This is a genomic window from Nocardiopsis chromatogenes YIM 90109, from assembly GCF_000341185.1.
GTDB lineage: Bacteria > Actinomycetota > Actinomycetes > Streptosporangiales > Streptosporangiaceae > Nocardiopsis_A > Nocardiopsis_A chromatogenes.
In genome coordinates this window covers 10,897-33,105 of sequence record NZ_ANBH01000322.1, presented here as the reverse complement: position 1 = coordinate 33,105, position 22,209 = coordinate 10,897, and the positions used below count along the sequence as shown (strand labels likewise).

At 74.9% G+C, this 22,209-nt stretch carries 21 protein-coding genes and 1 pseudogene; 13 read left to right on the top strand and 9 right to left on the bottom strand.

Translation table 11 applies throughout. From position 1 onward, the window contains the following. Positions 1–168: 168 nt before the first annotated feature. Both thrS and D476_RS0128360 read left to right on the top strand, forming a co-directional pair. Entirely contained in the window at positions 169–2,142 is a 1,974-nt protein-coding gene (gene thrS, locus D476_RS0128365) for a threonine--tRNA ligase (protein WP_017627271.1), read from the top strand. Between the two features lie 157 nt (positions 2,143–2,299). Beyond that, the gene (locus tag D476_RS0128360; protein ID WP_017627270.1) at positions 2,300–3,538 is read left to right on the top strand and encodes a phospholipase D-like domain-containing protein; all 1,239 of its coding nucleotides are present in this window, start codon (positions 2,300–2,302) and stop codon (positions 3,536–3,538) included. Between the two features lie 42 nt (positions 3,539–3,580). Here the strand turns inward: D476_RS0128360 and D476_RS0128355 are convergent, their stop codons facing one another. Both D476_RS0128355 and D476_RS0128350 read right to left on the bottom strand, forming a co-directional pair. Next, complete coding sequence (locus D476_RS0128355) at positions 3,581–4,702, bottom strand: acyl-CoA dehydrogenase family protein (protein WP_017627269.1); 1,122 nt, start codon at positions 4,700–4,702, stop codon at positions 3,581–3,583. Next, positions 4,702–5,865, bottom strand: coding sequence for an acyl-CoA dehydrogenase family protein (locus D476_RS0128350; protein ID WP_017627268.1), 1,164 nt, complete (start codon positions 5,863–5,865; stop codon positions 4,702–4,704). Before D476_RS0128350 ends, D476_RS0128355 begins: the two co-directional genes overlap by 1 nt. A 101-nt stretch (positions 5,866–5,966) precedes the next feature. On the opposite strand from D476_RS0128350, the gene D476_RS0128345 reads away from it, so the two are divergent. The 3 genes from D476_RS0128345 (at position 5,967) to D476_RS0128335 (ending at position 8,737) form a co-directional block, all read left to right on the top strand. After that, positions 5,967–6,764 (top strand): SDR family oxidoreductase, encoded by a 798-nt coding sequence (locus D476_RS0128345; RefSeq protein WP_017627267.1) that lies wholly within the window; start codon positions 5,967–5,969, stop codon positions 6,762–6,764. 119 nt (positions 6,765–6,883) lie between these two features. Next, positions 6,884–7,507 (top strand): TetR/AcrR family transcriptional regulator, encoded by a 624-nt coding sequence (locus D476_RS0128340; protein ID WP_017627266.1) that lies wholly within the window; start codon positions 6,884–6,886, stop codon positions 7,505–7,507. A 36-nt stretch (positions 7,508–7,543) separates the two neighbouring features. Then, on the top strand, positions 7,544–8,737 hold the full coding sequence (locus D476_RS0128335; protein WP_017627265.1) for an acetyl-CoA C-acetyltransferase: 1,194 nt from the start codon (positions 7,544–7,546) through the stop codon (positions 8,735–8,737). Between the two features lie 12 nt (positions 8,738–8,749). On the opposite strand, the gene D476_RS0128330 is transcribed toward D476_RS0128335, so the two are convergent. The 6 genes from D476_RS0128330 to D476_RS0128305 all read right to left on the bottom strand — a co-directional run bounded on the left by D476_RS0128330 (position 8,750) and on the right by D476_RS0128305 (position 13,110). Further along, positions 8,750–9,004, bottom strand: coding sequence for a hypothetical protein (locus tag D476_RS0128330; protein WP_017627264.1), 255 nt, complete (start codon positions 9,002–9,004; stop codon positions 8,750–8,752). Beyond that, positions 9,001–9,351, bottom strand: coding sequence for a DUF6247 family protein (locus tag D476_RS0128325; RefSeq protein WP_017627263.1), 351 nt, complete (start codon positions 9,349–9,351; stop codon positions 9,001–9,003). The genes D476_RS0128330 and D476_RS0128325 overlap by 4 nt, the downstream gene beginning before the upstream one ends. Positions 9,352–9,422: 71 nt before the next feature. Continuing rightward, positions 9,423–10,511, bottom strand: coding sequence for an NAD(P)H-dependent flavin oxidoreductase (locus D476_RS0128320; RefSeq protein WP_239648850.1), 1,089 nt, complete (start codon positions 10,509–10,511; stop codon positions 9,423–9,425). Beyond that, positions 10,508–11,245, bottom strand: coding sequence for a CoA-transferase subunit beta (locus tag D476_RS0128315; protein ID WP_017627261.1), 738 nt, complete (start codon positions 11,243–11,245; stop codon positions 10,508–10,510). The genes D476_RS0128320 and D476_RS0128315 overlap by 4 nt, the downstream gene beginning before the upstream one ends. Continuing rightward, a complete protein-coding gene (locus D476_RS0128310; protein ID WP_040728323.1) occupies positions 11,242–12,075 on the bottom strand; it encodes a CoA transferase subunit A in 834 nt (277 codons plus the stop codon). The genes D476_RS0128315 and D476_RS0128310 overlap by 4 nt, the downstream gene beginning before the upstream one ends. A 270-nt stretch (positions 12,076–12,345) precedes the next feature. After that, positions 12,346–13,110 carry an enoyl-CoA hydratase family protein gene (locus D476_RS0128305; RefSeq protein ID WP_017627259.1) on the bottom strand — a complete coding sequence of 255 codons (765 nt, stop codon included), beginning with the start codon at positions 13,108–13,110 and terminating at the stop codon, positions 12,346–12,348. A 71-nt stretch (positions 13,111–13,181) separates the two neighbouring features. On the opposite strand from D476_RS0128305, the gene D476_RS0128300 reads away from it, so the two are divergent. The 7 genes from D476_RS0128300 to D476_RS0128270 all read left to right on the top strand — a co-directional run bounded on the left by D476_RS0128300 (position 13,182) and on the right by D476_RS0128270 (position 20,036). Beyond that, on the top strand, positions 13,182–13,991 hold the full coding sequence (locus tag D476_RS0128300) for an SDR family oxidoreductase (protein ID WP_017627258.1): 810 nt from the start codon (positions 13,182–13,184) through the stop codon (positions 13,989–13,991). Further along, complete coding sequence (locus tag D476_RS0128295) at positions 13,981–14,880, top strand: SDR family oxidoreductase (RefSeq protein ID WP_017627257.1); 900 nt, start codon at positions 13,981–13,983, stop codon at positions 14,878–14,880. Before D476_RS0128300 ends, D476_RS0128295 begins: the two co-directional genes overlap by 11 nt. A gap of 6 nt (positions 14,881–14,886) precedes the next feature. Then, entirely contained in the window at positions 14,887–15,342 is a 456-nt protein-coding gene (locus D476_RS39455) for a hypothetical protein (protein ID WP_083939675.1), read from the top strand. 281 nt (positions 15,343–15,623) lie between these two features. Beyond that, positions 15,624–16,409 carry a class I SAM-dependent methyltransferase gene (locus D476_RS0128285; protein ID WP_017627255.1) on the top strand — a complete coding sequence of 262 codons (786 nt, stop codon included), beginning with the start codon at positions 15,624–15,626 and terminating at the stop codon, positions 16,407–16,409. Between the two features lie 237 nt (positions 16,410–16,646). Then, entirely contained in the window at positions 16,647–17,708 is a 1,062-nt protein-coding gene (locus D476_RS0128280) for an ATP-binding protein (RefSeq protein WP_017627254.1), read from the top strand. Beyond that, the gene (locus D476_RS0128275; protein WP_017627253.1) at positions 17,705–19,507 is read left to right on the top strand and encodes a vWA domain-containing protein; all 1,803 of its coding nucleotides are present in this window, start codon (positions 17,705–17,707) and stop codon (positions 19,505–19,507) included. The genes D476_RS0128280 and D476_RS0128275 overlap by 4 nt, the downstream gene beginning before the upstream one ends. A gap of 43 nt (positions 19,508–19,550) precedes the next feature. Beyond that, positions 19,551–20,036: a GNAT family N-acetyltransferase gene (locus D476_RS0128270; protein WP_040728255.1), complete on the top strand. Its 486-nt coding sequence runs from the start codon at positions 19,551–19,553 to the stop codon at positions 20,034–20,036. A gap of 13 nt (positions 20,037–20,049) precedes the next feature. On the opposite strand, the pseudogene D476_RS34855 reads toward D476_RS0128270, so the two are convergent. After that, positions 20,050–20,786 (bottom strand): annotated as a pseudogene (locus D476_RS34855) (alpha/beta fold hydrolase). 379 nt (positions 20,787–21,165) lie between these two features. Between D476_RS34855 and D476_RS0128260 the strand changes: the two are divergent. Then, a complete protein-coding gene (locus tag D476_RS0128260) occupies positions 21,166–21,549 on the top strand; it encodes a hypothetical protein (protein WP_017627251.1) in 384 nt (127 codons plus the stop codon). The last annotated feature ends 660 nt before the right edge of the window (positions 21,550–22,209 follow it).

The window sequence follows — 22,209 nt, the reverse complement described above, 5'->3', positions numbered from 1 at the left end:
CGCGGGTTGCATACCCGTGCGGGCGCTCGCGGTACCCCTCCGCGATCCGCGCGGAGCGGCCGGTCGGGGCCCGGCCAACCGATAGCATCGTGCGTGGGAGGCGGCGCGCGGCCGGAATTCAGCGCGCCCGGCCCCTCCCCGCCACGAACACCGAGACAAGGAGCCACCGTGTCCGCCGTGCCAGAGCTGCGTATCACCCTCGCCGGAACCGAGCGTTCGGTGGCGGCGGGGACGACGGCCGGCCAGGCGTTGGAGGCGGACGGCCGGACCGTGATCGCCGCGCGCGTCGGCGGGGAGCTGCGCGACCTCGCCTGGGAGCTGTCCGAGGGGGACGCGGTCGAGCCCGTGGAGATCTCCTCCGAGGACGGCCGCGCCATCCTGCGCCACTCCGCGGCGCACGTGCTCGCCCAGGCCGTCCAGGAGCTGTTCCCCGAGGCCAAGCTGGGCATCGGCCCGCCCGTGGAGAACGGCTTCTACTACGACTTCGACGTCGCCGAGCCCTTCACCCCGAGCGACCTCAAGCGTCTTGAGAAGAAGATGCAGGAGATCGTCAAGCAGGGCCAGCGCTTCGACCGCCGCGAGGTCACCGACGACGGGGCCCGCGAGGAGCTGGCGACCGAGCCCTACAAGATGGAGCTCATCGGCCTCAAGAGCGGCGCGGACCAGGCCGCCGACGGGGCCTCGGTCGAGGTCGGCGAGGGCGGCCTGACCATCTACGACAACGTGCACCCCCGCACCGGCGAGCTGTGCTGGAAGGACCTGTGCCGGGGCCCGCACCTGCCCACCACCAAGGCGATCCCGGCCTTCAAGCTGATGCGGTCGGCCGCCGCCTACTGGCGCGGCAAGGAGACCAACCCGCAGCTCCAGCGCATCTACGGCACCGCCTGGGAGACCAAGGACGCTCTCAAGGCGTACCTGACCTTCCTAGAGGAGGCCGAGAAGCGCGACCACCGCAAGCTCGGCACCGAGCTGGACCTGTTCTCCTTCCCCGACGAGATCGGGTCGGGCCTGGCGGTCTTCCACCCCAAGGGCGGGGTGATCCGCAAGGAGATGGAGGACTACTCCCGCAGGCGGCACGAGCAGGCGGGGTACGAGTTCGTCAACACCCCGCACGCCACCAAGGCCAAGCTGTTCGAGAAGTCGGGCCACCTGGACTGGTACGCCGACGGCATGTACCCGCCCATGCAGCTCGACGGCGGGGTGGACTACTACCTCAAGCCGATGAACTGCCCGATGCACCACCTGATCTTCGACGCGCGCGGGCGCTCCTACCGGGAGCTGCCGATGCGCCTGTTCGAGTTCGGGACCGTCTACCGGTACGAGAAGTCCGGCGTGGTGCACGGCCTGACCCGGGCCCGCGGCTTCACCCAGGACGACGCGCACATCTACTGCAGCAAGGAGCAGATGGCCGGCGAGCTCGACTCGCTGCTGACCTTCGTGCTGGACCTGCTGCGCGACTACGGCCTGGACGACTTCTACCTGGAGCTGTCCACCAAGGACCCGGAGAAGTACGTCGGCACCGACGAGGTGTGGGAGGAGTCCACCGAGGCCCTGCGCGCCGCCGCCGAGAAGCAGGGCCTGGAGCTGGTCCTGGACCCGGCCGGGGCCGCCTTCTACGGCCCGAAGATCTCGGTCCAGGCGCGCGACGCCATCGGCCGCACCTGGCAGATGTCGACCATCCAGGTCGACTTCAACATGCCCGAGCGCTTCGACCTGGAGTTCACCGCGGCGGACGGCACCCGGCAGCAGCCGGTCGTCATCCACCGCGCGCTGTTCGGCTCGATCGAGCGGTTCTTCGCCGTGCTGCTGGAGCACTACGCCGGGGCGTTCCCGGCCTGGCTGGCCCCGGTGCAGGCGGTCGGCATCCCGATCGCCGACGAGCACGTGCCGTACCTGGAGCGGTTCGCCGAGCGGCTGCGCGGCGAGGGCCTGCGCATCGACGTCGACTCGAGCGACGACCGGATGCAGAAGAAGATCCGCAACGCCCAGAAGCAGAAGGTGCCCTTCATGCTGTTGGCCGGGGACGAGGACATCGCCAAGGGCGCCGTGTCCTTCCGTTACCGGGACGGATCGCAGAAGAACGGCGTGCCGCTGGACGAGGCGGCCGAGGAGATCCTGGCCGCCGTCCGCGAGCGGCGGTAGCCCCCGGCGGCGGCCCCGCCGCCCGGACCCGGCCCCGTGTCCCCCTCCGCTGCGCGGCGGGGGACACGGGCGTGTCGGGGTCCGCGGCGCGGGCGGCCCCGAACGGTAGCTTGGTGCCCGTCCGACGCCGGTCGGGCAGGGACCGGAGACTGACGCAATGGTACGAAGATCCACGGTCATCACCGTCGTCAAGCGGGTGGTCGCGGCGCTGCTGGCGGCCCAGGCGGCCGCGGTCCTCGGGCTGGTCGGCATCGACCTGTGGCGCAAGCGGGTGCGCCCGCGCCGGGCGCACTTCCCCCGGACCGCGCCCAAGGAGCTGCCGGTCGGCGAGACGCTGGTGACCACCTACACCTACGGCGAGGACCTGTTCTCCGACATGCTGGAGGCGATCCGGGGGGCCCGCACCCGGATCCTGTTCGAGTCCTACATCATCAAGGGCGACCAGGTCGGGCGGCGCTTCAAGCGGGAGCTGATCGCCGCCGCCGAGCGGGGCGTGGAGGTCCACGTCATCTACGACGGGTTCGCCAACCTCGTCGTGCCCCGCTCCTTCTTCCGCTTCCCGCCGTCGGTGCACGTGCTGCGGTTCCCGGTGGTGCACCCGGGTGTGCTGCTGCTGGACGTGCGCAAGCTCGGGCGCGACCACCGCAAGATCCTGTCGGTGGACGGCGAGGTCGGCTTCGTCGGCGGCTACAACGTGGGGTCGGCCTACGCCACCGAGTGGCGCGACACCCACCTGCGCATGGTGGGCCCGGCGGTCTGGGAGCTGGAGAACGCGTTCTGCGAGTTCTGGAACCGGCACCGGCGGGCGGGGCACCCGCGGCTGTCGGCGTTCGGCCGGGCGCAGTGGACCCCGGCGGTGCGCTCCCAGCGCAACCAGCCGGACCTGCTGGTCTACCCGATCCGGGGCATGTACCTGGACGCGATCGACCGGGCGCGCGAGCACATCTACATCACCCAGGCCTACTTCCTGCCGGACCGGGAGATCCTGGACGCGCTGGCGGCGGCCGCCCGGCGCGGGGTGGACGTGCGGGTCCTGGTCCCGGACGAGTCCAACCACGTGATCGCCGACTGGCTGTCCCGCGGGCTGTACGCCTCGCTGCTGCGGGGCGGGGTGACGCTGTGGCGCTTCCAGGACGCCATGGTGCACGCCAAGACCGCGACCATCGACGGGCGCTGGTCCACCGTGGGCACCGCCAACGTGGACCGGCTGAGCCTGACCGGCAACCACGAGATCAACGTGGAGATCTTCGACGACGGGATGGCGCGCCACCTGGAGGAGATCTTCGCCAACGACATCGCCAACGCGGTTCCGCTGAGCGAGGCGGCGTGGAGCCGGAGGCCGCTGCTGGCCAAGCTCACCGAGCGCATCATCGGGCCGCTGCGCCCGTTCTTCTGACCGGCGGCCCCGCGCCGGTGGCCGCGGCGGCCACCGCCGGGGTCACCGGTGGGCGTCCGCCCGGTCCAGGGCGTGCAGGACGCGGGCGCGGTGCGCGGCCGGGGAGCCCCAGGCGCGGCGCAGGACGTGCGCCTTGCGGATCCACAGGGAGGGCGGGAACTCGTCCGTATAGCCGATGGCGCCGTGCAGCTGCAGGGCGGTCCGTGCGGCGGTATGGGCGGCGTCGCAGGCGGCGGCCTTGGCGGCGGAGACGTCCCGGGCGCGCACGAGGGCGGGCGGGGATGCCGCGTCGGCCGTCTCGTCGGCCACGGCGTCGGTCATGGTGTCGGCCACGGTGTCGGCCGCCCTGTCCTGCGCCCCGCCGCCGTCCGGTGGAGCGTCGGGCCCGAACGCGGCCGCGGCCCCCAGGACGAGCGGGCGGGCGAAGTGCAGGGCGGTCGCGGTATCGGCCAGCCGGTGGCGCACCGCCTGGAACCCGCCGACGGCCTGGCCGAACTGGTGCCGGGTCCTCACGTGCTCGACGGTGGCCTCCAGCAGCCGCTCCCCGACGCCGAGCGCCTGGGCGGCGCAGCACAGGACGGCCAGGTCGAACGCGACGGCGGCCGTGCCGTGGGGCGGGCTGTCGGGCAGGCTCTCGGGCGGGCCGTCGGGCGGACCGCCCGGTAGGGGAGCGGCCGCCCGCACCCGCCACGGCTTCCTGGCCGGGTCCAGCGACTCCAGGGCCTCCACGGGCTCGGCGGCGCGGAGGGACCCGCCTTCCAGGATGAGGACCGTCCCGGCCCAGTCGGCGTCCAGGGCGTGCGGCGCCCACGGCGGGACGGCCAGCGAGACCGCCAGGTCCCCTTCGGCGATCCGCGCCGCGGGCGCCCCGCCGAGCAGGACCGCCGCGGCCGCCGTCTCGACCAGGGGGCCGGGGGCCGCGTGCCTCCCGGCCTCGACCATGCCCAGGGCGAGTTCGACCGGCCGCAGGCCCGCGCCGCCGTGCTCCTCGGGCACGGCCAGGCCGAACAGGCCGGCCTCGGCGAGCCCGCGCCACAGCCGCTCGCCGGGGCCGCGGTCGCCGCGCGACCAGGAGCGCGCGGCCGCCCCCGGCTCCCCGGAGCCCAGCAGGGCGTCCAGGGTGCGGGAGAACAGGCGCTGCTCGCGGGTGGGGGCGAAGCGCATCAGCCCTCCCTCCTCCGCGGCCGGGGCAGGCCCAGCACGCGTTCGGCGACGATGTCGCGCTGGATCTCGTTGGTCCCGGCGTAGACGGGCCCGGCCAGGGAGAACACGTGGCCGCGCATCCACGGCCCGTCGAGTTCGGCCTCCGGGCCGAGCAGGTCCAGCGCGGTCTCGTGCAGGCCGGTGTCGAGCTCGGACCAGAACAGCTTGTTCATGCTGGCCTCGCCCGCGTCCGGGGGCCCCTCCGCGCAGGCGGCGGCGTAGGCGTGCAGCCGGTAGGCCTGGGCGCCGATCCACGCGCGGGCGACGCGGTCGGCCGCCGCGCCGTGCGCGGCATCGGCGCCGTCCCGCCCGCGCTCCCGGCGCAGCGCCGCCAGCCGGTGGGCGGAGGCCAGGAACCGGCCGGGGCCGCGCAGGCCGGTCCCGCGCTCACCGGCGGCGGTGCCCATGGCGATCCGCCACCCGTCGCCGGGGGCGCCGATGACATCGGCGTCGGGCACGAACACCCCGTCGAAGAACAGCTCGGCGAAGGCCGGGCGGCCGTCCAGGCGGCCGATGGGGCGGCGGGTCAGCCCGGGGGCGTCCAGGGGGAACATCAGGTACGTCAGGCCGCGGTGGCGCTCGGGGGAGGTGCGGAAGAGCCCGAATCCGCGGTCGGCGAAGGCGGCGCGCGAGCTCCAGGTCTTCTGGCCGTGCAGGAGCCAGCCGGGGCCGCGGCCGGGGTCCTCGGCGCGTTCGGCGCGGGAGCGGATGGCGGCCAGGTCGCTCCCGGCCCCGGGCTCGGACCACGCCTGCGCCCAGACCACCTCCCCGGAGGCCATCGGGGGCAGCACCCGCGCGCACTGCTCGGGGGTGCCGTGCGCCAGGAGCGTGGGGGCCAGCAGGCCGATGCCGTTCTGGGAGACGCGCTCGGGCGCGCCCGCCGCGTGGTACTCCTCGTCGAAGAGCAGCCCTTCGACGGGCCCGGCGGCGCGGCCGCCGTAGCGGGTCGGCCAGGTGACGGCCGACAGGTGGGCCCGTGCCAGGGCGCGCTCCCAGTCGCGGTGGGCCGCGAAGCCCTCGGCGCCGTCCATGGGCGGCAGCGGGGCGGCGGGGGCGTTGCGGCGCAGCCAGTCGCGCACCTCGTCGCGGAAGGCGCGCTGGGCGGGGGTCGGGTCGAGGTCCATGCGCGGCCCCTTCCGGTGGCCGGGGCCCGGTCGGCCGGGGCCCGATCGCTGGGGTGCTGTCCGCTCATTCTTTCTAACAATCGTTTGGTAGGGTAGCACCCATGGTGAACCCCGAGCAGGGCCGCCCGGCGGCCCCCCTCCCCGGCCACGGGCTGCTCCGGGGCCGCACGGCGCTGGTCACCGCCGCCGCCGGGACCGGCATCGGCGGGGCGGCCGCGCGGCGCCTGCTGGAGGAGGGGGCGCGCGTGGTGGTCACCGACGCGCACGAGCGCCGCCTGGCCGAGTGCGAGCGCGCGCTGGCCGCCGGGTTCGGCGCCGCGCGCGTGGCGGCGGTGCGCTGCGACGTCACCGACGAGCAGCAGGTGCAGGCCGCCTTCGACACCGCCGAGCGGCGGTTCGGCCCGCCGGACGTGGTGGTGAACAACGCCGGGCTGGGCGGCACCGCGCCGCTGGTCGGGATGGAGGACGCCGAGTGGTCCCGGGTGCTGGAGGTGACCCTCACCGGCACCATGCGGTGCACCCGGGCCGCGATGCGGCGGATGGGGCCGCGGGGGCGCGGGGCCGTGGTCAACAACGCCTCGGTGCTGGGGTGGCGGGCCCAGCCCGGACAGGCGCACTACGCCGCCGCGAAGGCGGGGGTGATGGCGCTGACCCGGTGCGCGGCGATGGAGGCGGCGCCGCACGGTGTGCGGATCAACGCGGTCGCGCCGAGCCTGGCCATGCACGAGAACCTGGCCAAGTCGGCGCCGGCGGAGCTGCTGGAGGAACTGGCCCGGCGCGAGGCCTTCGGCCGGGCGGCCGAGCCGTGGGAGGTGGCCAACGTGATCGTCTTCCTCGCCAGCGACTACGCCTCGTACATGACGGGGGAGGTGGTCCCGGTCTCCAACCAGCGCGCGTGAGAGGCGCCCGCCCGAGCCCCTGAGGGGCGCGCGGGTGCCACCCTGGGGCCCAGGCCCCGATCGACACATCAGGCCGCACCACCGACCGACACCACCCACCCACCAGAAGGCGACGAACGATGAGCCCACGGCGCAGGGACGCCGAACGCACCGCGGCCGCGCGGGAGCGGCGGCGGGCCGAGATCCTGGACACGGCGGCGGAGGTCTTCGCCCGGCAGGGGTATGCGGCCACCACCATCCGGCAGGTGGCCGACGCCGCCGGGATGCTGGCGGGCAGCCTCTACTACCACTTCGACTCCAAGGAGTCGATGGCCGACGAGATCCTCTCGGGCTTCCTGGACGACCTGTGGGCCTCCTACGACGCGGTCCTCGCCGAGGGCGCGGACGCCCGCACCACCCTGGAGCGCCTGGTGGAGGCATCGTTCGCGTCGATCCACCGGCACCGCCCCGCCGTCGTGATGTACCAGAACGAGTCCCGCCACCTAGCGCTCAACCCGCGCTTCGCCTACCTGGCCGAGTCCCAGACCCGGTTCCGCTCCATGTGGTCGGACCTGCTCACCCGGGGCGCGGACGAGGGGGCGTTCCGCGCCGACCTGGACGCCTCGCTCGTCTACCGCTTCATCCGCGACACCGTGTGGGTCGCGGCCAACTGGTACGACCCGCACGGCCGCCTGCCCGCCTCCGACATCGCCGAGCAGTACCTCGCCATGGTCCTGGAAGGCATCCAGGCGCCCGGCGAGTGACGCCCGCCTCCGCCACGCCCCCGTAAGGAGCGCACCATGCCCGAGGCCTTCATCGTCGACGCGGTCCGCACCCCGGTCGGGCGGGGCCGCGAGGGAGGCGCCCTGGCCGGTGTGCACCCGGCCGACCTGGGCGCCCGGGTGATCACCGCCCTCATGGAGCGCTCGGGGGCCGACCCGGGCGCGGTCGAGGACGTGGTGTTCGGGTGCGTGGACGCGCTCGGGCCGCAGTCGGGGGACATCGCGCGCACGGCGTGGCTGGCGGCCGGGCTGCCCGAGCACGTGCCGGGGGTGACCGTGGACCGCCAGTGCGGGTCGGGGCAGCAGGCGGTGCACTTCGCGGCGCAGGCGGTGCTGGCGGGCACGGCCGGCCTGGTGCTCGCGGGCGGGGTGCAGAGCATGTCGGCGGTGCCGATCGGCGCGGCCATGCGGGCCGGGAAGGCGCTCGCGCGCGCCGACGGGCGCGACCCGGACGGGCCCGGCGCCGAGGGGCCCTTCAGCGGGTCGCGGGGGTGGCGGAGCCGTTACGGGGACGCCCCGGTGTCGCAGTTCGCGGGGGCGGAGGCGATCGCCCGCGACTGGGGGCTGACCCGGCGGGAGCTGGAGGACTACGCCGTCGAGTCGCACCGGCGGGCGGTGCACGCGGCCGACGGCGGAAGGTTCGCGCGGGAGGTGGTCCCGGTCGGCGGGGTGGACGCCGACGAGGGCCCGCGCCGGGACACCTCGGCGGAGAGGATGGCGGAGCTTCCGGTGCTGGTGCCCGGCGGCATGCACACCGCCGCGACGGCCTCACAGGTGACCGACGGGGCGGCGGCCCTGCTCATCGCGGGCGAGCGCGCGCTGGAGGAGCACGGCCTGGTGCCCAGGGCGCGCATCCACCACATGTCGGTGCTGGGCGAGGACCCGATCCGGATGCTGTCGGCGCCGATCCCGGCGACGGCGCGGGCGCTCGACCGGTGCGGCATGTCCATCGGTGACATGGACGCGATCGAGGTGAACGAGGCGTTCGCGGCGGTGGTGCTGGCATGGCTGAAGGAGACCGGCGCCGACCCGGAACGGGTGAACCCGAACGGGGGCGCGATCGCGCTGGGCCACCCGCTGGGCGCGACGGGGGCGCGGCTGATGGTGACCCTGCTGCACGAACTGGAGCGCACCGGGGGCAGGTGGGGCCTGCAGACCATGTGCGAGGGCGGCGGCCAAGCGAACGTGACGGTGGTGGAGAGGGTCAGGTGACGTTAAAGGAAGTCATTCGTGCCAGACGACCCTGACGATCACGATGTCCTTATGGTGGTCGTCGACAAGGAAATAGAAGTAGCCGCGACCACCGAGGATGAGGAACTGCCTGAGCCCTCCGCTCCGCTCTTCCGGGCGTCCGACCATGTTGGCGTCGTGGCCGAGGTTCGCCAGTTCGGCGGCTAGCCTCTCGATTTCGGCGATGACTCCGACAGGGAGCCCATTGCACAGGTCTGCAGGCTCAAAGGCGTAACCCCAGTCGTTCACAGACCTGCGTCCGTCTCAGCCTGGGCGAGGAGGGCCTGGATCTCTTTGATCGCTGCCCGTGAATCGGGGGAACCGCTGTCGACGACCGCCTCCAATTCACGGAGCCGACTCTCCCGCTCGGGGAACCGGGTGATGGCGACGACGGTCGACCAGTGGTGCGTGAAGGCGCGGATCGGGGCCAAAGAGCCCGTGCTCTCGGCGTTCGTCGTGGCTTCGGCCAGGTGCGAGTGGAACTCGGGCAACCGGGAGGGAGCGATCTGCGCGACCGCCGCCCGGAGAGCGGCGACGTTCGGTGGCGGCTGCTCGATCAGCGCTCGGCCGGGTTCGTCAAAGAGCGGCTCGCCCACATCTCCTCCTCGCAGTGTCCATCAGGAACACACGGTCGAAGTCTAGCGCCGGACATGGGCGTCGCGGGGGATCATTTCGGAAGCTCGGCAACGGCCCGCCTCGCCTCCTCGACGGTCCGGTGGACCAGCTCGCGGCAGCTCGGGAGGTCGGTGATCGCGCCGACCGTCTGGCCCGCCGACATCACCCCGGCGTCCGTCCTCCCCTCCACCATCGCGGCGCGCAGCATCATCGGTGTGTTCGCCGCCGACAGCGTCTGAGCGATCCCGGCACCCTGCGACCGGCGCATGGACCAGCCCCCGCGGAGCATCGCCCCCCACCCCGTCCCCGCCTCCGCACGGAACGCGCGTGCGTTCCGCAGGGCGAGGACCAGGCGGCGCGCGGACCCCGCGCGCTCCAGGGCATCGACGGCCGGGGTGCGCAGCACCCGGTGCGGGATACCGTCCACCGCGCGCGTCACCACGGTCTCGTCGGCCTCCAGGTACGCCCGCTTGACCGCCTCGGGCACGGCGCTGTCCGACGTCAGCAGGAACCGCGTCCCCATGCCGATCCCGCTCGCCCCGAAGGCCAGCGCCGCCGCCAGCCCGCGCCCGTCGCGGAAGCCGCCCGCCGCCACCACCGGGATGTCCACGGCGTCCAGCACACGGGGTAACAGCACCGTCGTCGCAACCGAGCCCGTGTGGCCGCCGCCCTCCGCACCCTGCACCATCACCGCGTCGGCGCCCCACGAGGCCACCTTTTCCGCGTGGCGCGGCGCCCCCACGGTCGGCACCACGGCGACGCCCCCCTCCTTCAACAGGTTGATCAGGTCCCGGCGCGGTGCCAGGGCGAAGGAGGCCACCCGCACGCCCTCGGAGACCAGCAGCTCGGCGCGCTCCCGGGCATCGGCGGCGTCCGAGCGCAGGTTCACCCCGAAGGGGGCGCCCGTCCTGCGCTTGACGGAGCGGATCGCGGCGGCCGTGTCCTCCAGGGACATGGTGGCCGAAGCCAGAATGCCCAGTCCTCCGGCGCGGGCCACGGCCGCCACCAGGCCGGGACCGGCCACCCACCCCATGCCGGTCTGCACGACCGGGTAGCGGCACCCGGCCAGCCGGGTGAGCGGCGTGTCCATGGGGGCGGGCGCGGGGACAGGGCCGGGTCCGGGTGCGGGTCCCGCGCTCATCCGGGGACCTCCGTGTCGCGGACCCCGCCGGGGTCGAGCACCTCCCGCAGCAGCCGCAGCTCCTCGCCCGTGGGAACACGGGTCTCGGGAACGGCCGCCGCACCGCCCTCGGGCAGGGCGAGGTCGAACCCGGTGGCGTCGCACGCCTGCTCCGCCGTGCACCCCGGGTGCACCGACACCAGCCGCAGCGTGCGGCCGGGCCCGGCGAAGTCCATCACCGCCAGGTCGGTCACCACCCGCCGAAGCTCGTGCGCGTCGGCGGCGGCGACGCCGCTGACCATGTCGACCTTCGGGGTGAAGACCCGCCGCGAATGCCGGGGCACCCAGTAGCTGACCGTGTTCCGCACCGTGTTCCCCGGGCAGCCCCGGACGCCGAGCAGCTGGGCCGTCGGCCGCTCCCAGTCGCCGACGCAGGAGATGTTGGTCCTGCCCTCGGCGTCCATCTGGGAGGCGCCCAGCATCACGTGCCTGCGGCCGTGCAGCACCAGCCACAGGTGGTCGCGGAAGGGCAGCCAGCCCTCGGCCTCGCCGTCGGCGCCCAGGGGGACCGGGTCGCGGGTGAGCACGGCCGCGCCGTCGGTGGTGAGCAGGTCGGGGGAGGAGGTCGCGCGGGCCAGGCGCGCGCCCAGGACCGGGCAGGGGGCCATGGCGGCGGCGAGCACCTCGCCGTCGCCGCGCCAGGCGTCGGCGCAGGCGGCCACGGCCACCTCGGAGCGGGTGGGGGGAGCGGTCACCGTCGGGCCTCCCGCTGGTAGGCGTCCTCTCCGGCGTCGATGGCCGAGGCGCGGAAGCGGTCCCACGCCTCGGGGTCCTTCGCGGTGGCGGCGTAGGCGCGTTGGAAGCGCTCGTCGCGCCCGTAGTCGGGCTCGCAGGAGGTGAAGTGCGCGCCGCCCGGGGTCTCGGCCACGCCCGCCACGGTCGCCCGGCTGACCAGGAGGGTCTGCGGCGGCCCGGCGAAGCCCTCGACGAGGCGCTCGCAGGACAGGTAGGTGCGGTCGGCGGCCTTGGCGAACAGGTCGTCCAGGTAGGGGTCGGGGCCGAGGTACTGCCCGTTGCCCCGCCGGTCGGCCCGGTTGACGTGGACGAACGCCGCGTCGAGCCGGAGCGCGGGGGCGGCCGTGAGCTCCTCCCCGGCGGGGTGCCCGGGGGAGGGGTAGGGGGAGCGGACGGTGCGCAGCTCCGGGTTGACCCGCATGACGTCCGAGTGCAGGCCCGCGGGGGTCGGCAGGAAGGGCAGCCGGTGCGCCGCCGCCAGCAGCCCGAACATGAACAGGCCTTCGTCGTACTCGGTGAGCGCGATGCGCCCTTCCTCGCGCGCGCGGCGGAACCAGGGCTCCAGCGGGATGCTGTCGAGCGTGGCGAAGGGGACGACGGCCCGGCGCACCTTCCCGTAGGCGCACAGCAGGCCGAGGTCGGGCCCGGCGCAGGCGACCACGGTCAGGTCGCGTGCGGGGGCGCGGCACAGGGCCCGCACCAGGGCCATGGGCTTGCGGCGGGACCCCCAGCCGCCGATGCCCAGCACGGCCCCGTCGGGGATCGATGCGGCGATGTCGTCGGGCGTCATGCGCTTGTCCAAAGGGCGGCCCTCCTCGGGAAGCCGGGCGCGCGGGTGCGCGGCGTCGTGCGCGGTCGGGGACGCGTGGGGCGGGACCGGTCCTCGGCGGGCCCGGCGGCCCGAGGGCGTCCGCCGGAGCGGCGGTGCTTCGGCCGACGGCCGTCGGCACCCGGCCGGGCGGAAGCGCCCCTGTCCCCGGGGGGCGTGACCGGCGGCCGTCGTCTCCGTCCGCCCCGGCGCGGGCGCCGTCCCCCCTCGGGTGGTGCACCGGCCATGCCGTCACCCCTGTCCGCCGTCGGGACGGGCCCCGTGTTCGACGAAGGCGTCGCGCAGCCGGTCGCCCGCCCCGTTGAGGCCCAGTTCGAAGGTGAACCCCTGCTCGAAGCGGTAGGAGCGGCGCGGGTCCACCGGGTCGATGCCGTTCAGGGACTCCTTCGCCCGCCGGACCACCTCCGGATCCTTGGCGGCGATGTCCCCGGCGACCTCCAGGGCGGCCTCGCGCAGCCGCTCGGGCGGCACCACCTCCAGCACCGAGCCGAACGTGTGGAGCTGGGCGGCGGTCGCCGGGCGGCAGGTGTACACCATCGCGCGCGCCAGGTGTCCCGGGACCAGCCGGGACAGGTGGGTGGCCGCGCCCAGTGCGCCCCGGTCGACCTCGGGCAGGGCGAAGTAGGCGTCCTCGGCGGCCAGGACGACGTCGGCGTTGCCCGCCAGCCCCACCCCGCCGCCGAGGCAGTACCCCTGCACGGCGGCCACCACCGGCACCGGGCAGGCGTACACGGCGGCGAAGGCGGCCGCGCACCCCCGGTTGACCTCGACCAGCGCGGAGCCGCCGCCCCGCTGGAGCTCCTTGATGTCGACCCCGGCGTTGAAGCCGCGCCCCTCGGCCCGCAGCAGCACCGCGCGCGTCCGCGGAGCGGCCCCGGCCGTGCGCACCGCCGCGGCGAGCCGGTGCCACCCCTGGGCGGTCAGTGCGTTGACCGGCGGAGCGTCGACCGCCACCTCGGCGGTCCCGTCCGGGTGGAGGGCGGTGGAGATCTCCATGCCTTACCTTTCCACCAAACGTTTGTTAGAAAGAACGTAGCAGCGGTCCGCGGCGGCGGAAAGGGGCCCAGATGACCGGTCTGGACGGTGGGACGGTGCTGGTCACCGGCGGTGTGCGCGGGGTGGGCCGGGGCGTGAGCGCGGCCTTCGCCCACGCGGGGGCCCACGTCGTGGCCTGCGCCCGGCACGCGCCGGCGGACCCGCCCGAGGGGGTGCGGTTCGTCCGCGCCGACATCCGCGACCCCGGCGACCTGGAGCGCCTGGCCGCCGAGACCGGCCCCGTGCGCGCGGTGGTCGGCAACGCGGGCGGCGCCCCGCCGCTGCGCGCGGCCGACGGGCGGGCCCGCACCCACGCCAAGATCATCGAACTGAACCTGACCGCGCAGCTCCTGCTCGCGCGCGCCTTCTACGGGCCGCTCCGGGAGAGCGGCGGCACCCTGACGTTCATCGGGAGCGTCGGCGCCGTGCGCCCGTCGCCGGGCACGGCGGCCTACGCGGCGGCCAAGGCCGGGCTGGAGAGCCTGACCGCCTCGCTGGCGGCCGAGTGGGCGCCCGAGGTGCGGGTCAACTGCGTGCGCGCCGGAATGGTGCGTACCGAGCGCAGTGGCCTGCACTTCGGCGATGAGCGGGGACTGCGGGACGCCGGACGCACCGTTCCGCTCGGGCGTCCGGCCGAGCCGCGCGAGATCGGCGAGGCGTGCGTCTTCCTGGCCTCCGACGCCGCCTCCTACATCACCGGGGCCTGCCTGCCCGTGCACGGCGGCGGCGAGCCCCCCGCCTACCTGTCGGCGCGCGCCGGGCCGCAAGCGGAGGGCGGGGCGGACGGGGCGCCCAATGACGCCGGGCGGAACGGGGGAAAGGAGAGCGCCCGTGATCTGTGAGCACAGAGTCGTCCTGGTCACCGGGGCCGGGCGCGGGCTTGGGCGGGCGCACGCGCTGGAGTTCGCCCGGCAGGGCGCCCGTGTGGTCGTCAACGACCTGGGCGTCGGCCCGGACGGCACCGGAGGGGCCGACGGCCCTGCGCGGGAGACCGCCGCCGAGATCCGGGCGCGCGGCGGCGAGGCCGTGGCCTGCACCGGCGACATCGCCTCGGCCGACGGGGCCCAGGGAGCGGTGCGCACCGCCCTGGAGTCCTACGGGCGCCTCGACACGCTGGTGAACAACGCCGGGTTCGTGCGCGACCGGATGCTGGTCAACCTCACCGAGGACGACTGGGACGCCGTGGTGCGGGTGCACCTGCGCGGGCACTTCCTGGCGCTGCGGGAGGCGGCCGCCCACTGGAGGGCTGAGGCCAAGGCGGGGCGGCGCCCCCGGGCGCGCGTGGTGAACACCTCCTCCGGCGCGGGGCTGCTGGGCAGCGTCGGGCAGGCCAACTACGCGGCGGCGAAGGCGGGGGTGGCCGCGCTGACCCTGGTGGCCGCCGCCGAGCTGGGACGGTACGGGGTGGGCGTGAACGCGATCGCCCCGGCGGCGCGCACCCGGATGACCGAAGGCGTCTTCGCCGACCGGATGGCCGAGCCGGAGGAGGGCTTCGACGCCATGGACCCGGCCAACGTCTCCCCACTGGCGGTGTGGCTGGGGTCGGACGGCGCGGAGGCGGTGACGGGCCGGGTCTTCGAGGCGGAGGGCGGGCGCATCCGCCTGATGGACGGCTACCGCCCGGGACCGGAGGCCGTGCGCCCGGCCCGGTGGGACCCCGCCGACGTCGGCGGCGCCGTGGCGGACCTCGTGGCCCAGGCGCCCCCGCCGGAACCGGTCTACGGGGTGTAGGAGCGAGTGGCCGCCGAGGAGCGCCTCACCGTGCTGTGCAGGTCGCACCGGGTCGACCTGGCCCTGTCCTGGGGCGACCGGGAGGTGGGCCTGCGCGGCGGCCGCGCGGCGATGACGACCGCCCCCGCTCCGCCTTCTCCGACTGCACCGACCGGGACGCCGGGCGGAGGGGCCGGGCCGCGCCCCCTGCCGCGTCCGCGCCCGGCCTCTGCGGCTGCGGCACTGACCAGCGCCGCTGCTGGAGACCCTCGCCATCGTCACCGCCGCCACCGTGCCGTCGGTGGTGCCGCGCACCTCGCCGACGGTGTGGGCGGCGGGCGGTACGGGCGCCTGACGTACCGGCTCGACGTGGACATCCGGTCGGCCACGGCGCTGGGCATCGTCGGAGCGGGCGGCATCGGCGACGAACCGCTCGACGCGGCACGCGTGCAGGGGTTCGGGACCGTCAACTTTTCACGCTGATGGTGTTCGCGGTGGTGGTGGCGGTGGAGGGCCTGGCCTTCCGGCTGCGCCCCGTCGCGGCCTGAAAAGCCCGGCGCCCCAGGGATTCCGGACACGGGGCGGGGCGAGTAGGGTCACCGCCGAGCGCCCGCATTCCGCGCCCGCCCCCGGCCGCGCGCGGCGACCGCCCCCCGACGGCGCGCGCATCCGGCCCGTGTCACTGCGGGCCTGCGCCGGGCCCGCGGTGGAGGATCGGATACGGGATCCGGTGGGCAGTGAGGAAGCAAGAGGAGTTGAGAGTGATGCCCGACAAGAAGGCGGGAGCGCTGGCCGCCGACCGGTCCTCCCTCGGCCACAAGCTGCGCTACGCCCTGCGCAACCCGGCGCGGGTGGTGCCGTACGCCTCGCGGGCCCTGCGCGACGCCGCCCTGCGGATCCGCCACCGGGGCGACCACGTCTCCTACTACCGCGCCGTGATGGCCTCGGACACCGCGCGCGACCCGAAGGCCGCCGTGGGCAGCCAGTCCGAGAAGCGGTGGCTTGCGCTGGGCCGGATGCAGTTCGACTACCTGGTCGGGCACGGGCTGGGCCCGGAGCACCGGCTGCTCGACATCGGCTGCGGTAACCTGCGGGCGGGCTGGCGGTTCATCGAGTACCTCGACGAGGGCAACTACTACGGCATCGACATCTCGCCGGACATCCTGGCCTCGGCGACCGGTGTACTGGCCGAGCGCGGGCTGCAGGCCAAGCTGCCGCACCTGACGCTCACGCGCGACCTGACCTTCTCCTTCCTTCCGGAGGGGAGGTTCGACGTGGTCCACGCGCACAGCGTCTTCTCGCACTCGCCGATCGAGGTCATCGACGAGGCCCTGGCGAACGTGGGGCGGATCCTCGCTCCGAAGGGCTTCTTCGACTTCACCTTCGACCGCACCGAGGGCGCCGAGCACCACGTCCTGCGGGAGGACTTCTACTACCGGACCGAGACGCTGGTCGCGCTGGCGGAGAAGCACGGCCTGTCGGCCCGGTTCATGGACGACTGGGAGGAGCTGCCGCACGGGCAGTCCAAGATCCGCGTCAGCGCGGATTGACCGCGGCGTATTGACCGCGGAGTGACGGCGGAGTGACGGCCGCCGTCTGAGGGCCGGACCGCATATCCTGGATCCCCGTCCTCCGACAGGGGACCGAAAACCGCTTGTGCCAGGGCGCCCCGCCGCCGCACTCTTGTGCGGGCGCGGGGCGCCCCTGCGCGTTCGGTCCCGTTCCGCCCGAGGAACGCCCCCGCATCCCCGCCCCTCCCCCCTCTGCTCGCGACAAGGAGCCCCTGCTTGCAGGCCGCCGTCACCGTCACGCCCGCGCGCGTCCCCGAACTCCTCCTGGGCCTGGCCACTGTGCGCCCCGTCTTCCTGTGGGGCGCCCCCGGCATCGGCAAGTCCTCGCTCGTGCGGTCCTTCGCCGAGTCCTTGGGCCTGGAGTGCGTCAGCCTGCTCGGCACCCAGCTCGCACCCGAGGACCTGATCGGGGTTCCGCAGATCCGCGACGGCCGCTCGGTGTTCTGCCCGCCCGAGGCCATCGCCCGCGACGAGCCCTACTGCCTGTTTCTCGACGAGCTCAACGCCGCCACCCCGGACGTGCAGAAGGCGTTCTACTCGCTGATCCTGGACCGGCGCATCGGCGGCTACGAGCTGCCCCCGGGCAGCATCGTCATCGGCGCGGGCAACCGCGCCTCCGACAACGCCCTGGCCCGCCCCATCGCCTCGGCCCTGGTCAACCGGCTCACCCACGTGCACCTGCGGGCCTCGGCCACCGACTGGCTCGCCTGGGCGGCCGGGAACGGCATCCACCCCTGGATCACGGACCACATCACCGACCGCCCCGACCACCTGTGGTCGGCCCCGCCCAAGAACGAGGAGCCGTTCTCCACGCCGCGCTCCTGGCACATGCTCTCCGACGCGCTGCACTCCTTCGGCGAGGACGTGGACGACGAGACGCTGCAGGTCGTCGCGCACGGCACCCTCACCCCCGCGCACGCCACCGCGTTCTGCGGCTACGCCAAGATCGTGCGCAGCCGGTTCGGTCTGGAGGCCGTCATCAAGGGCGATGCGCGCTGGCCCTCCGCGGTCGAGGACCGCGACCTGCTGTACTTCCTGGCCGAGTCCTTCCGCGGCCGCCTGGCCAAGGAGCTGCCCGCCTCCCGCGAGCACGCCTCCCCGTCGGCGATGCAGTTCGCCCACCGGGCCAAGTCGCTGCTGGTGCAGCTCGCCGAGATCTCCGTGGAGGTGGCGCGCACCGTCGTCGCCGAGGACGCGGACGGGCTGCCGCTGCTGCCGTCCTGGTTCCTGGTCGAGGCGGCGCGCGACATGCCGCGCCTGGTCGAGGCCCGGCGGTGACCAGGGGCGTCCGGGGGAAGAAGGGGGGGACGCGGCCCGACCCGGCGGCCAAGGCGTTCCTCGAAGGGTGCAGGATCGTCGCCGGGAACAGGGCCCTGGGGTCGATGGCGCCCAACTACTGCCGTGAGGACTGCGGGGACGTACCGCCGGACGGCTGGGCGGCGGTCGACTCCAACGGCACCGTGCACGTCCACCCCAAGCGCATCGCCGAACCCCACGAGTGGGCCTGGGTTCTGGCGCACTGCCTGCTGCACCTGGGGTTCGGGCACGTCCCTGCGGCGGTGGGCGAACGGGAGGAGCCGGACCGCTTCGCGCTCGCCGCGCGCTGCGCCGCGGTGGTCCGCTTCCAGGAGACCTTCTCCGTGGGGGCATCGCCGTTCCCGCCGCATCCGCCCGTCCCGGGCGGCGATGAGGAGGAGCTGGCCCGGCGCTGGCGCCGGGACGGCATCCCCGCCGGGCTGGAGGCGTGCGGTGTGGCGGGCACGGGTGACGACCAGCTGCTGGTGCCGTGGAGGTCCTGGTACGACCCGCCCGACTGGAGTCGGGAGTTCGCACACGGCCTGGCGCGCACCATGGCCGAGGCGATGGAGGACGCCGGGGCGCGCACCGGGCACCGCACCAAGCGGCGGCACGAGCGGGACCCCTGGGAGCGCGCGCTGGGCTGGTTCGTGTCCTCCTACCCGCTGCTCGGCGGCATCGCCGCCGGTATGGAGGTCGTGGCCGACGCCGACCTCGCGCGCGCCCACGACATCTCGGTGGCCGCGGTCGACGCCTCCGCGGGCGAGATCTACGTGAACCCGCTGCGCGAGCAGACCGAGGAGGAATGGCGCTTCATCCTGGCCCACGAGATGCTGCACGCCGCCCTCCGGCACGCGGACCGGTGCGGCCCCAGGGACCACTTCCTGTTCAACGTGGCCTGCGACTACGTCATCAACGGGTGGCTGGTCGAGATGGGCGTGGGGGACATGCCGCAAGGGCTGCTGTACGACCCGCGGCTCGCCGGGATGTCGGCCGAGGAGGTGTACGACCGCATCGCCACCGACCGGCGGCGCATGCGGCGCATGGCCACGCTGCGCGGCAAGGGCGGGAGCGACGTCCTGGGCGAGCCGCTGGCGCACCGCCCCAAGGACTACGTCGATCTCGACGAGTTCTACCGCCGGGGCCTGGTGCAGGGGCTGGAGCTGCACGTCAGCCAAGACCGGGGGCTGGTGCCGGTCGGGCTGGAGTCGGAGATCCGCGCCTTGGCGCACCCGCCGCCGCCGTGGGACGTACAGCTCGCGCGCTGGTTCGACGAGTTCGTGCCCCGGCCCGAGGCGGTGCGCAGCTTCGCCCGCCCGGCGCGTCGGCAGGCCTCCACACCCGACATCCCGCGCGCGGGGCGGTACTTCCCGCCGGAGGAGATCGCGCGGTGCACGTTCGGCGTCGTTCTGGACACCTCGGGGTCGATGGGCAACCGGCTCATGGGCAAGGCCCTCGGAGCGATCGCCTCCTACGCCGAGGCGCGGGACGTGCCCGCAGCGCGCGTGGTCTTCTGCGACGCGGCCCCCTATGACGCGGGGTACCTGCAGCCGCACGAGATCGGGGGGCGGGTGCGCGTCAAGGGCGGGGGAGGAACGGTGCTGCAGCCCGGGGTGGACCTGCTGCACGCGGCGGAGGACTTCCCGCCCGGGGCGCCGGTCCTCGTCGTCACCGACACCGCCTGCGATGTGCTGCGCGTGCGCAGGGAGCACGCCTACCTGGTGCCGAAGGGGCAGCGGCTCCCGTTCCGCCCCAGGGGCCCGGTGTTCGAGGTCGCGTGACCTCCGTGCGCCGCTGTCGTCGACGTCTGGTTCACTCGGGCGCATGATCATTCGTCGTGTGCGTCCGGAGGAGCGGGAGGCGGTCGGGGATCTGCGGGTCGCCGCCTACGAAGCGGACGGGATGCTCAAGGCCGGCCCGGACTACGCGGAGGTCCTGCGCAGGCTCGGCGCCGACGGCGGCGGAGAGGTACTGGTCGCCGAGGACGCCGACGGTGCCCTGCTGGGCACGGTGATGCTGCAGGACTACCGGCCGTCGAGCGAGGTCGCCCGGGGCCCTGAGGAGACCGAGGTGCGCGCACTGGCGGTCTCCCCGGCGGCACGCGGGCGCGGCGTCGGGCGCGCCCTGGTCGAGGCGGTGGTGGAGCGGTCGGCGGCCGAGGGGGCGCACCGGGTGGTGCTGTCCACGCAGCCGACGATGGCCGCCGCGCAGCGCATCTACGAGCGGCGCGGGTTCCTGCGCCTGCCGGACCGCGACTGGGAGCCGCTGCCCGGGCTCACCCTGCTGGCCTACGGGCTCGACCTGCGCTGAACCCGCCGGTCGCTCAGGCCGACCGGGTCGTCTGCAGGATCTCGGCGGCGACCAGGCGCGGGGCGTCGGCCATCGGGATGTGCCCGCAGCCCAGCAGTGACACCAGGCGGGCGTGCGGGATGCGGCGCAGCGCCGTGCGCGCCCCCGACGGGGGGAGCAGCCGGTCGCGGTCGCCCCAGGCCACCGTCACCGGGCACGGCACGTCGCGGTGGCCGAACCGGTACCCCGCCACGTGCGGTACCAGGCGCGCGAACGGCGACCCGGCGCTGACCAGCGTCGCATCGAAGGCCAGCCCCTGCGCGGCGGGCGAGGACGGGTCGCCGCGCAGGACACGGCGGGCGATCGAACGGGCGGGCTGGTGGCCGCGGCGACCCGCACCGGCTCAGGGACCAGCCCGGCCACGCGCGCCCCGGCCGCCAGCGCCCGCAGGCCGGTGCGGCTCCCTGTGGGGGCGAACCCGACGGGGGAGAACACCGTCACCGAGGCCGCCGCCCCGCGCGCCCCCAGCTCCAGGGCGATCGCCCCGCCGAGGGAGTTGCCCACCAAATGCGGCCGCTCGGTGCCGAGTTCGGTGCACATCCGCTGGACGGTGTCGACGAGCCACTCCACGTCGTAGGGCGCACCCGGGGCGGGTGCGGTGGACTCGCCGAATCCGGGCAGGTCCAGGGCGATCAGCTCGTGGTGCGGGGCGAGTTCGCGCATCACCGGGTACCAGGTCCGGCGCCGGTGGCCGATGCCGTGCAGGAGCATCACGGGAGAGCCGCGACCGGCGCGGTCGTAGGCGATGCGGGGCGCGCCGGCGCGGTCGGTCGCGGGGGCGGTCCCGGTGGGCGTGGACACGGTCGCCTGTTCCCCTTCCAGCGGCGCGGGCCGCGTGTCGGTCGGACGTTCCTGCGGGGGCGGGGGAGGGGCCGCAGGTTCGGGCCGGTGGCCGCCGGAGCGGTGCCGCCGGGGTGCGACCGCCGGAGTGCGGCTGTCGGACGGCTCCACCGGAACCTCGTCAATGCCCATTGTTGCAGTCGTGGGGAGTGGCGGGGGCGCCCGGGGCGGAACCGGCCACCCACCGTGGGCGTGCGTGCGTGGTGCGGAGGCGATGGAACGCGGGCGGCACCGCATGCATCGCAGGTACATGACATCTGCGCGTTTCCTCTACGCCGCGACGGTCCTGGGCGCCGTCGCGGTGCTCACCGCACCCGTCCCGGCGTCGGCCTCCGCCGCCGGGGCACCCCCTGCCGCGACCGCGCCCGCCGCGCCTGCCGCGGCCGGCACCACCGCCGCCCGGGGAGCCGCGGAGGAGGAGCAGAGTCCCGCCGTCCTCGTGGCGGCGGAGTCGGTGGAGGACACCGAGGACATCGCCTTCCCCTGGACGGCGGTGGGCGCCATCGTGCTCGTCTTGGCGGCCATCGGGTTCCGCGCCTGGCAGATGTTCGGCCCCAGGTCCAAGAAGTCCGACGGGGCGTCGAACGGCGAAGCCCCGGCCGCCCGGAAGGCCGAATACCCCCGCGACCCCTGAGGGGCCGGGCGGGGCGGTGCGGCGGGTCCCCGCCGGGCGATCCCCCCGTAGGGGCGCCTCTCGGCCGGCGGGCGTGCTCGGACGGGCGCGATGACCGCGACCGGAGCGCCGTCGAACCGGCGGCTCACGTTCCGGGTTCATGCATCCGTCGCCCTTGCCCATGCGGCGGTCGTGCTGCTGTCGGCCCATGTCGGCCGGTCTGCCCGCGACCTGTCGGGGCGGCCGCCTTTGGGCCGGGCGGGCGGCCGCGTGCTCGCGCCGTTCGCGGTTCCGGGGGCGGGTTGCGGGTGCGCCCGCCGGATCGTGGTGCGGTCGCGCCCGAGGAGTCCGGAGGTCCGGGGCCGCCTGCCGACGGCGTCCGCTGAGCTGGCGCAATGTCTCGTTCCGGGTGTGATGGAGGATCTCAGGCCCGGGAAAGGGTGAGGGGCATGCCGACACCGGGGAAGTGCCCCGATGAGCTGCGTGAACGCGCCGTGGGTCGGGTCCCGCCGGGACCCGGCCGCACGCCCCGGAGCACCCACGCGGGCTGGCGAGCAGCCGGGCACCGACCCCGAGACGCCGCGCGACCGGGCTCCGTCGGCCGAGTCCGAAGCAGACCTCTACCGGCGACAAGAGGCCCCAGCCGAGGGCCGGGCGCTGTTTCCGAGCCTCCGATGAACC

Bases quoted from the DNA above. Each gene is read 5' to 3' on its own strand.
- D476_RS0128285 (WP_017627255.1), top strand. From the start codon at position 15,624: ATGCCCGACAAGAAGGCGGGAGCGCTGGCCGCCGACCGGTCCTCCCTC.
- D476_RS0128355 (WP_017627269.1), bottom strand. From the start codon at position 4,702: ATGCGCTTCGCCCCCACCCGCGAGCAGCGCCTGTTCTCCCGCACCCTG.
- D476_RS0128335 (WP_017627265.1), top strand. From the start codon at position 7,544: ATGCCCGAGGCCTTCATCGTCGACGCGGTCCGCACCCCGGTCGGGCGG.
- D476_RS0128270 (WP_040728255.1), top strand. From the start codon at position 19,551: ATGATCATTCGTCGTGTGCGTCCGGAGGAGCGGGAGGCGGTCGGGGAT.
- D476_RS0128310 (WP_040728323.1), bottom strand. From the start codon at position 12,075: ATGACGCCCGACGACATCGCCGCATCGATCCCCGACGGGGCCGTGCTG.
- D476_RS0128300 (WP_017627258.1), top strand. From the start codon at position 13,182: ATGACCGGTCTGGACGGTGGGACGGTGCTGGTCACCGGCGGTGTGCGC.
- D476_RS0128260 (WP_017627251.1), top strand. From the start codon at position 21,166: ATGACATCTGCGCGTTTCCTCTACGCCGCGACGGTCCTGGGCGCCGTC.
- D476_RS0128340 (WP_017627266.1), top strand. From the start codon at position 6,884: ATGAGCCCACGGCGCAGGGACGCCGAACGCACCGCGGCCGCGCGGGAG.
- D476_RS0128345 (WP_017627267.1), top strand. From the start codon at position 5,967: ATGGTGAACCCCGAGCAGGGCCGCCCGGCGGCCCCCCTCCCCGGCCAC.
- D476_RS0128320 (WP_239648850.1), bottom strand. From the start codon at position 10,511: ATGAGCGCGGGACCCGCACCCGGACCCGGCCCTGTCCCCGCGCCCGCC.
- D476_RS0128360 (WP_017627270.1), top strand. From the start codon at position 2,300: ATGGTACGAAGATCCACGGTCATCACCGTCGTCAAGCGGGTGGTCGCG.
- D476_RS0128305 (WP_017627259.1), bottom strand. From the start codon at position 13,110: ATGGAGATCTCCACCGCCCTCCACCCGGACGGGACCGCCGAGGTGGCG.
- D476_RS0128350 (WP_017627268.1), bottom strand. From the start codon at position 5,865: ATGGACCTCGACCCGACCCCCGCCCAGCGCGCCTTCCGCGACGAGGTG.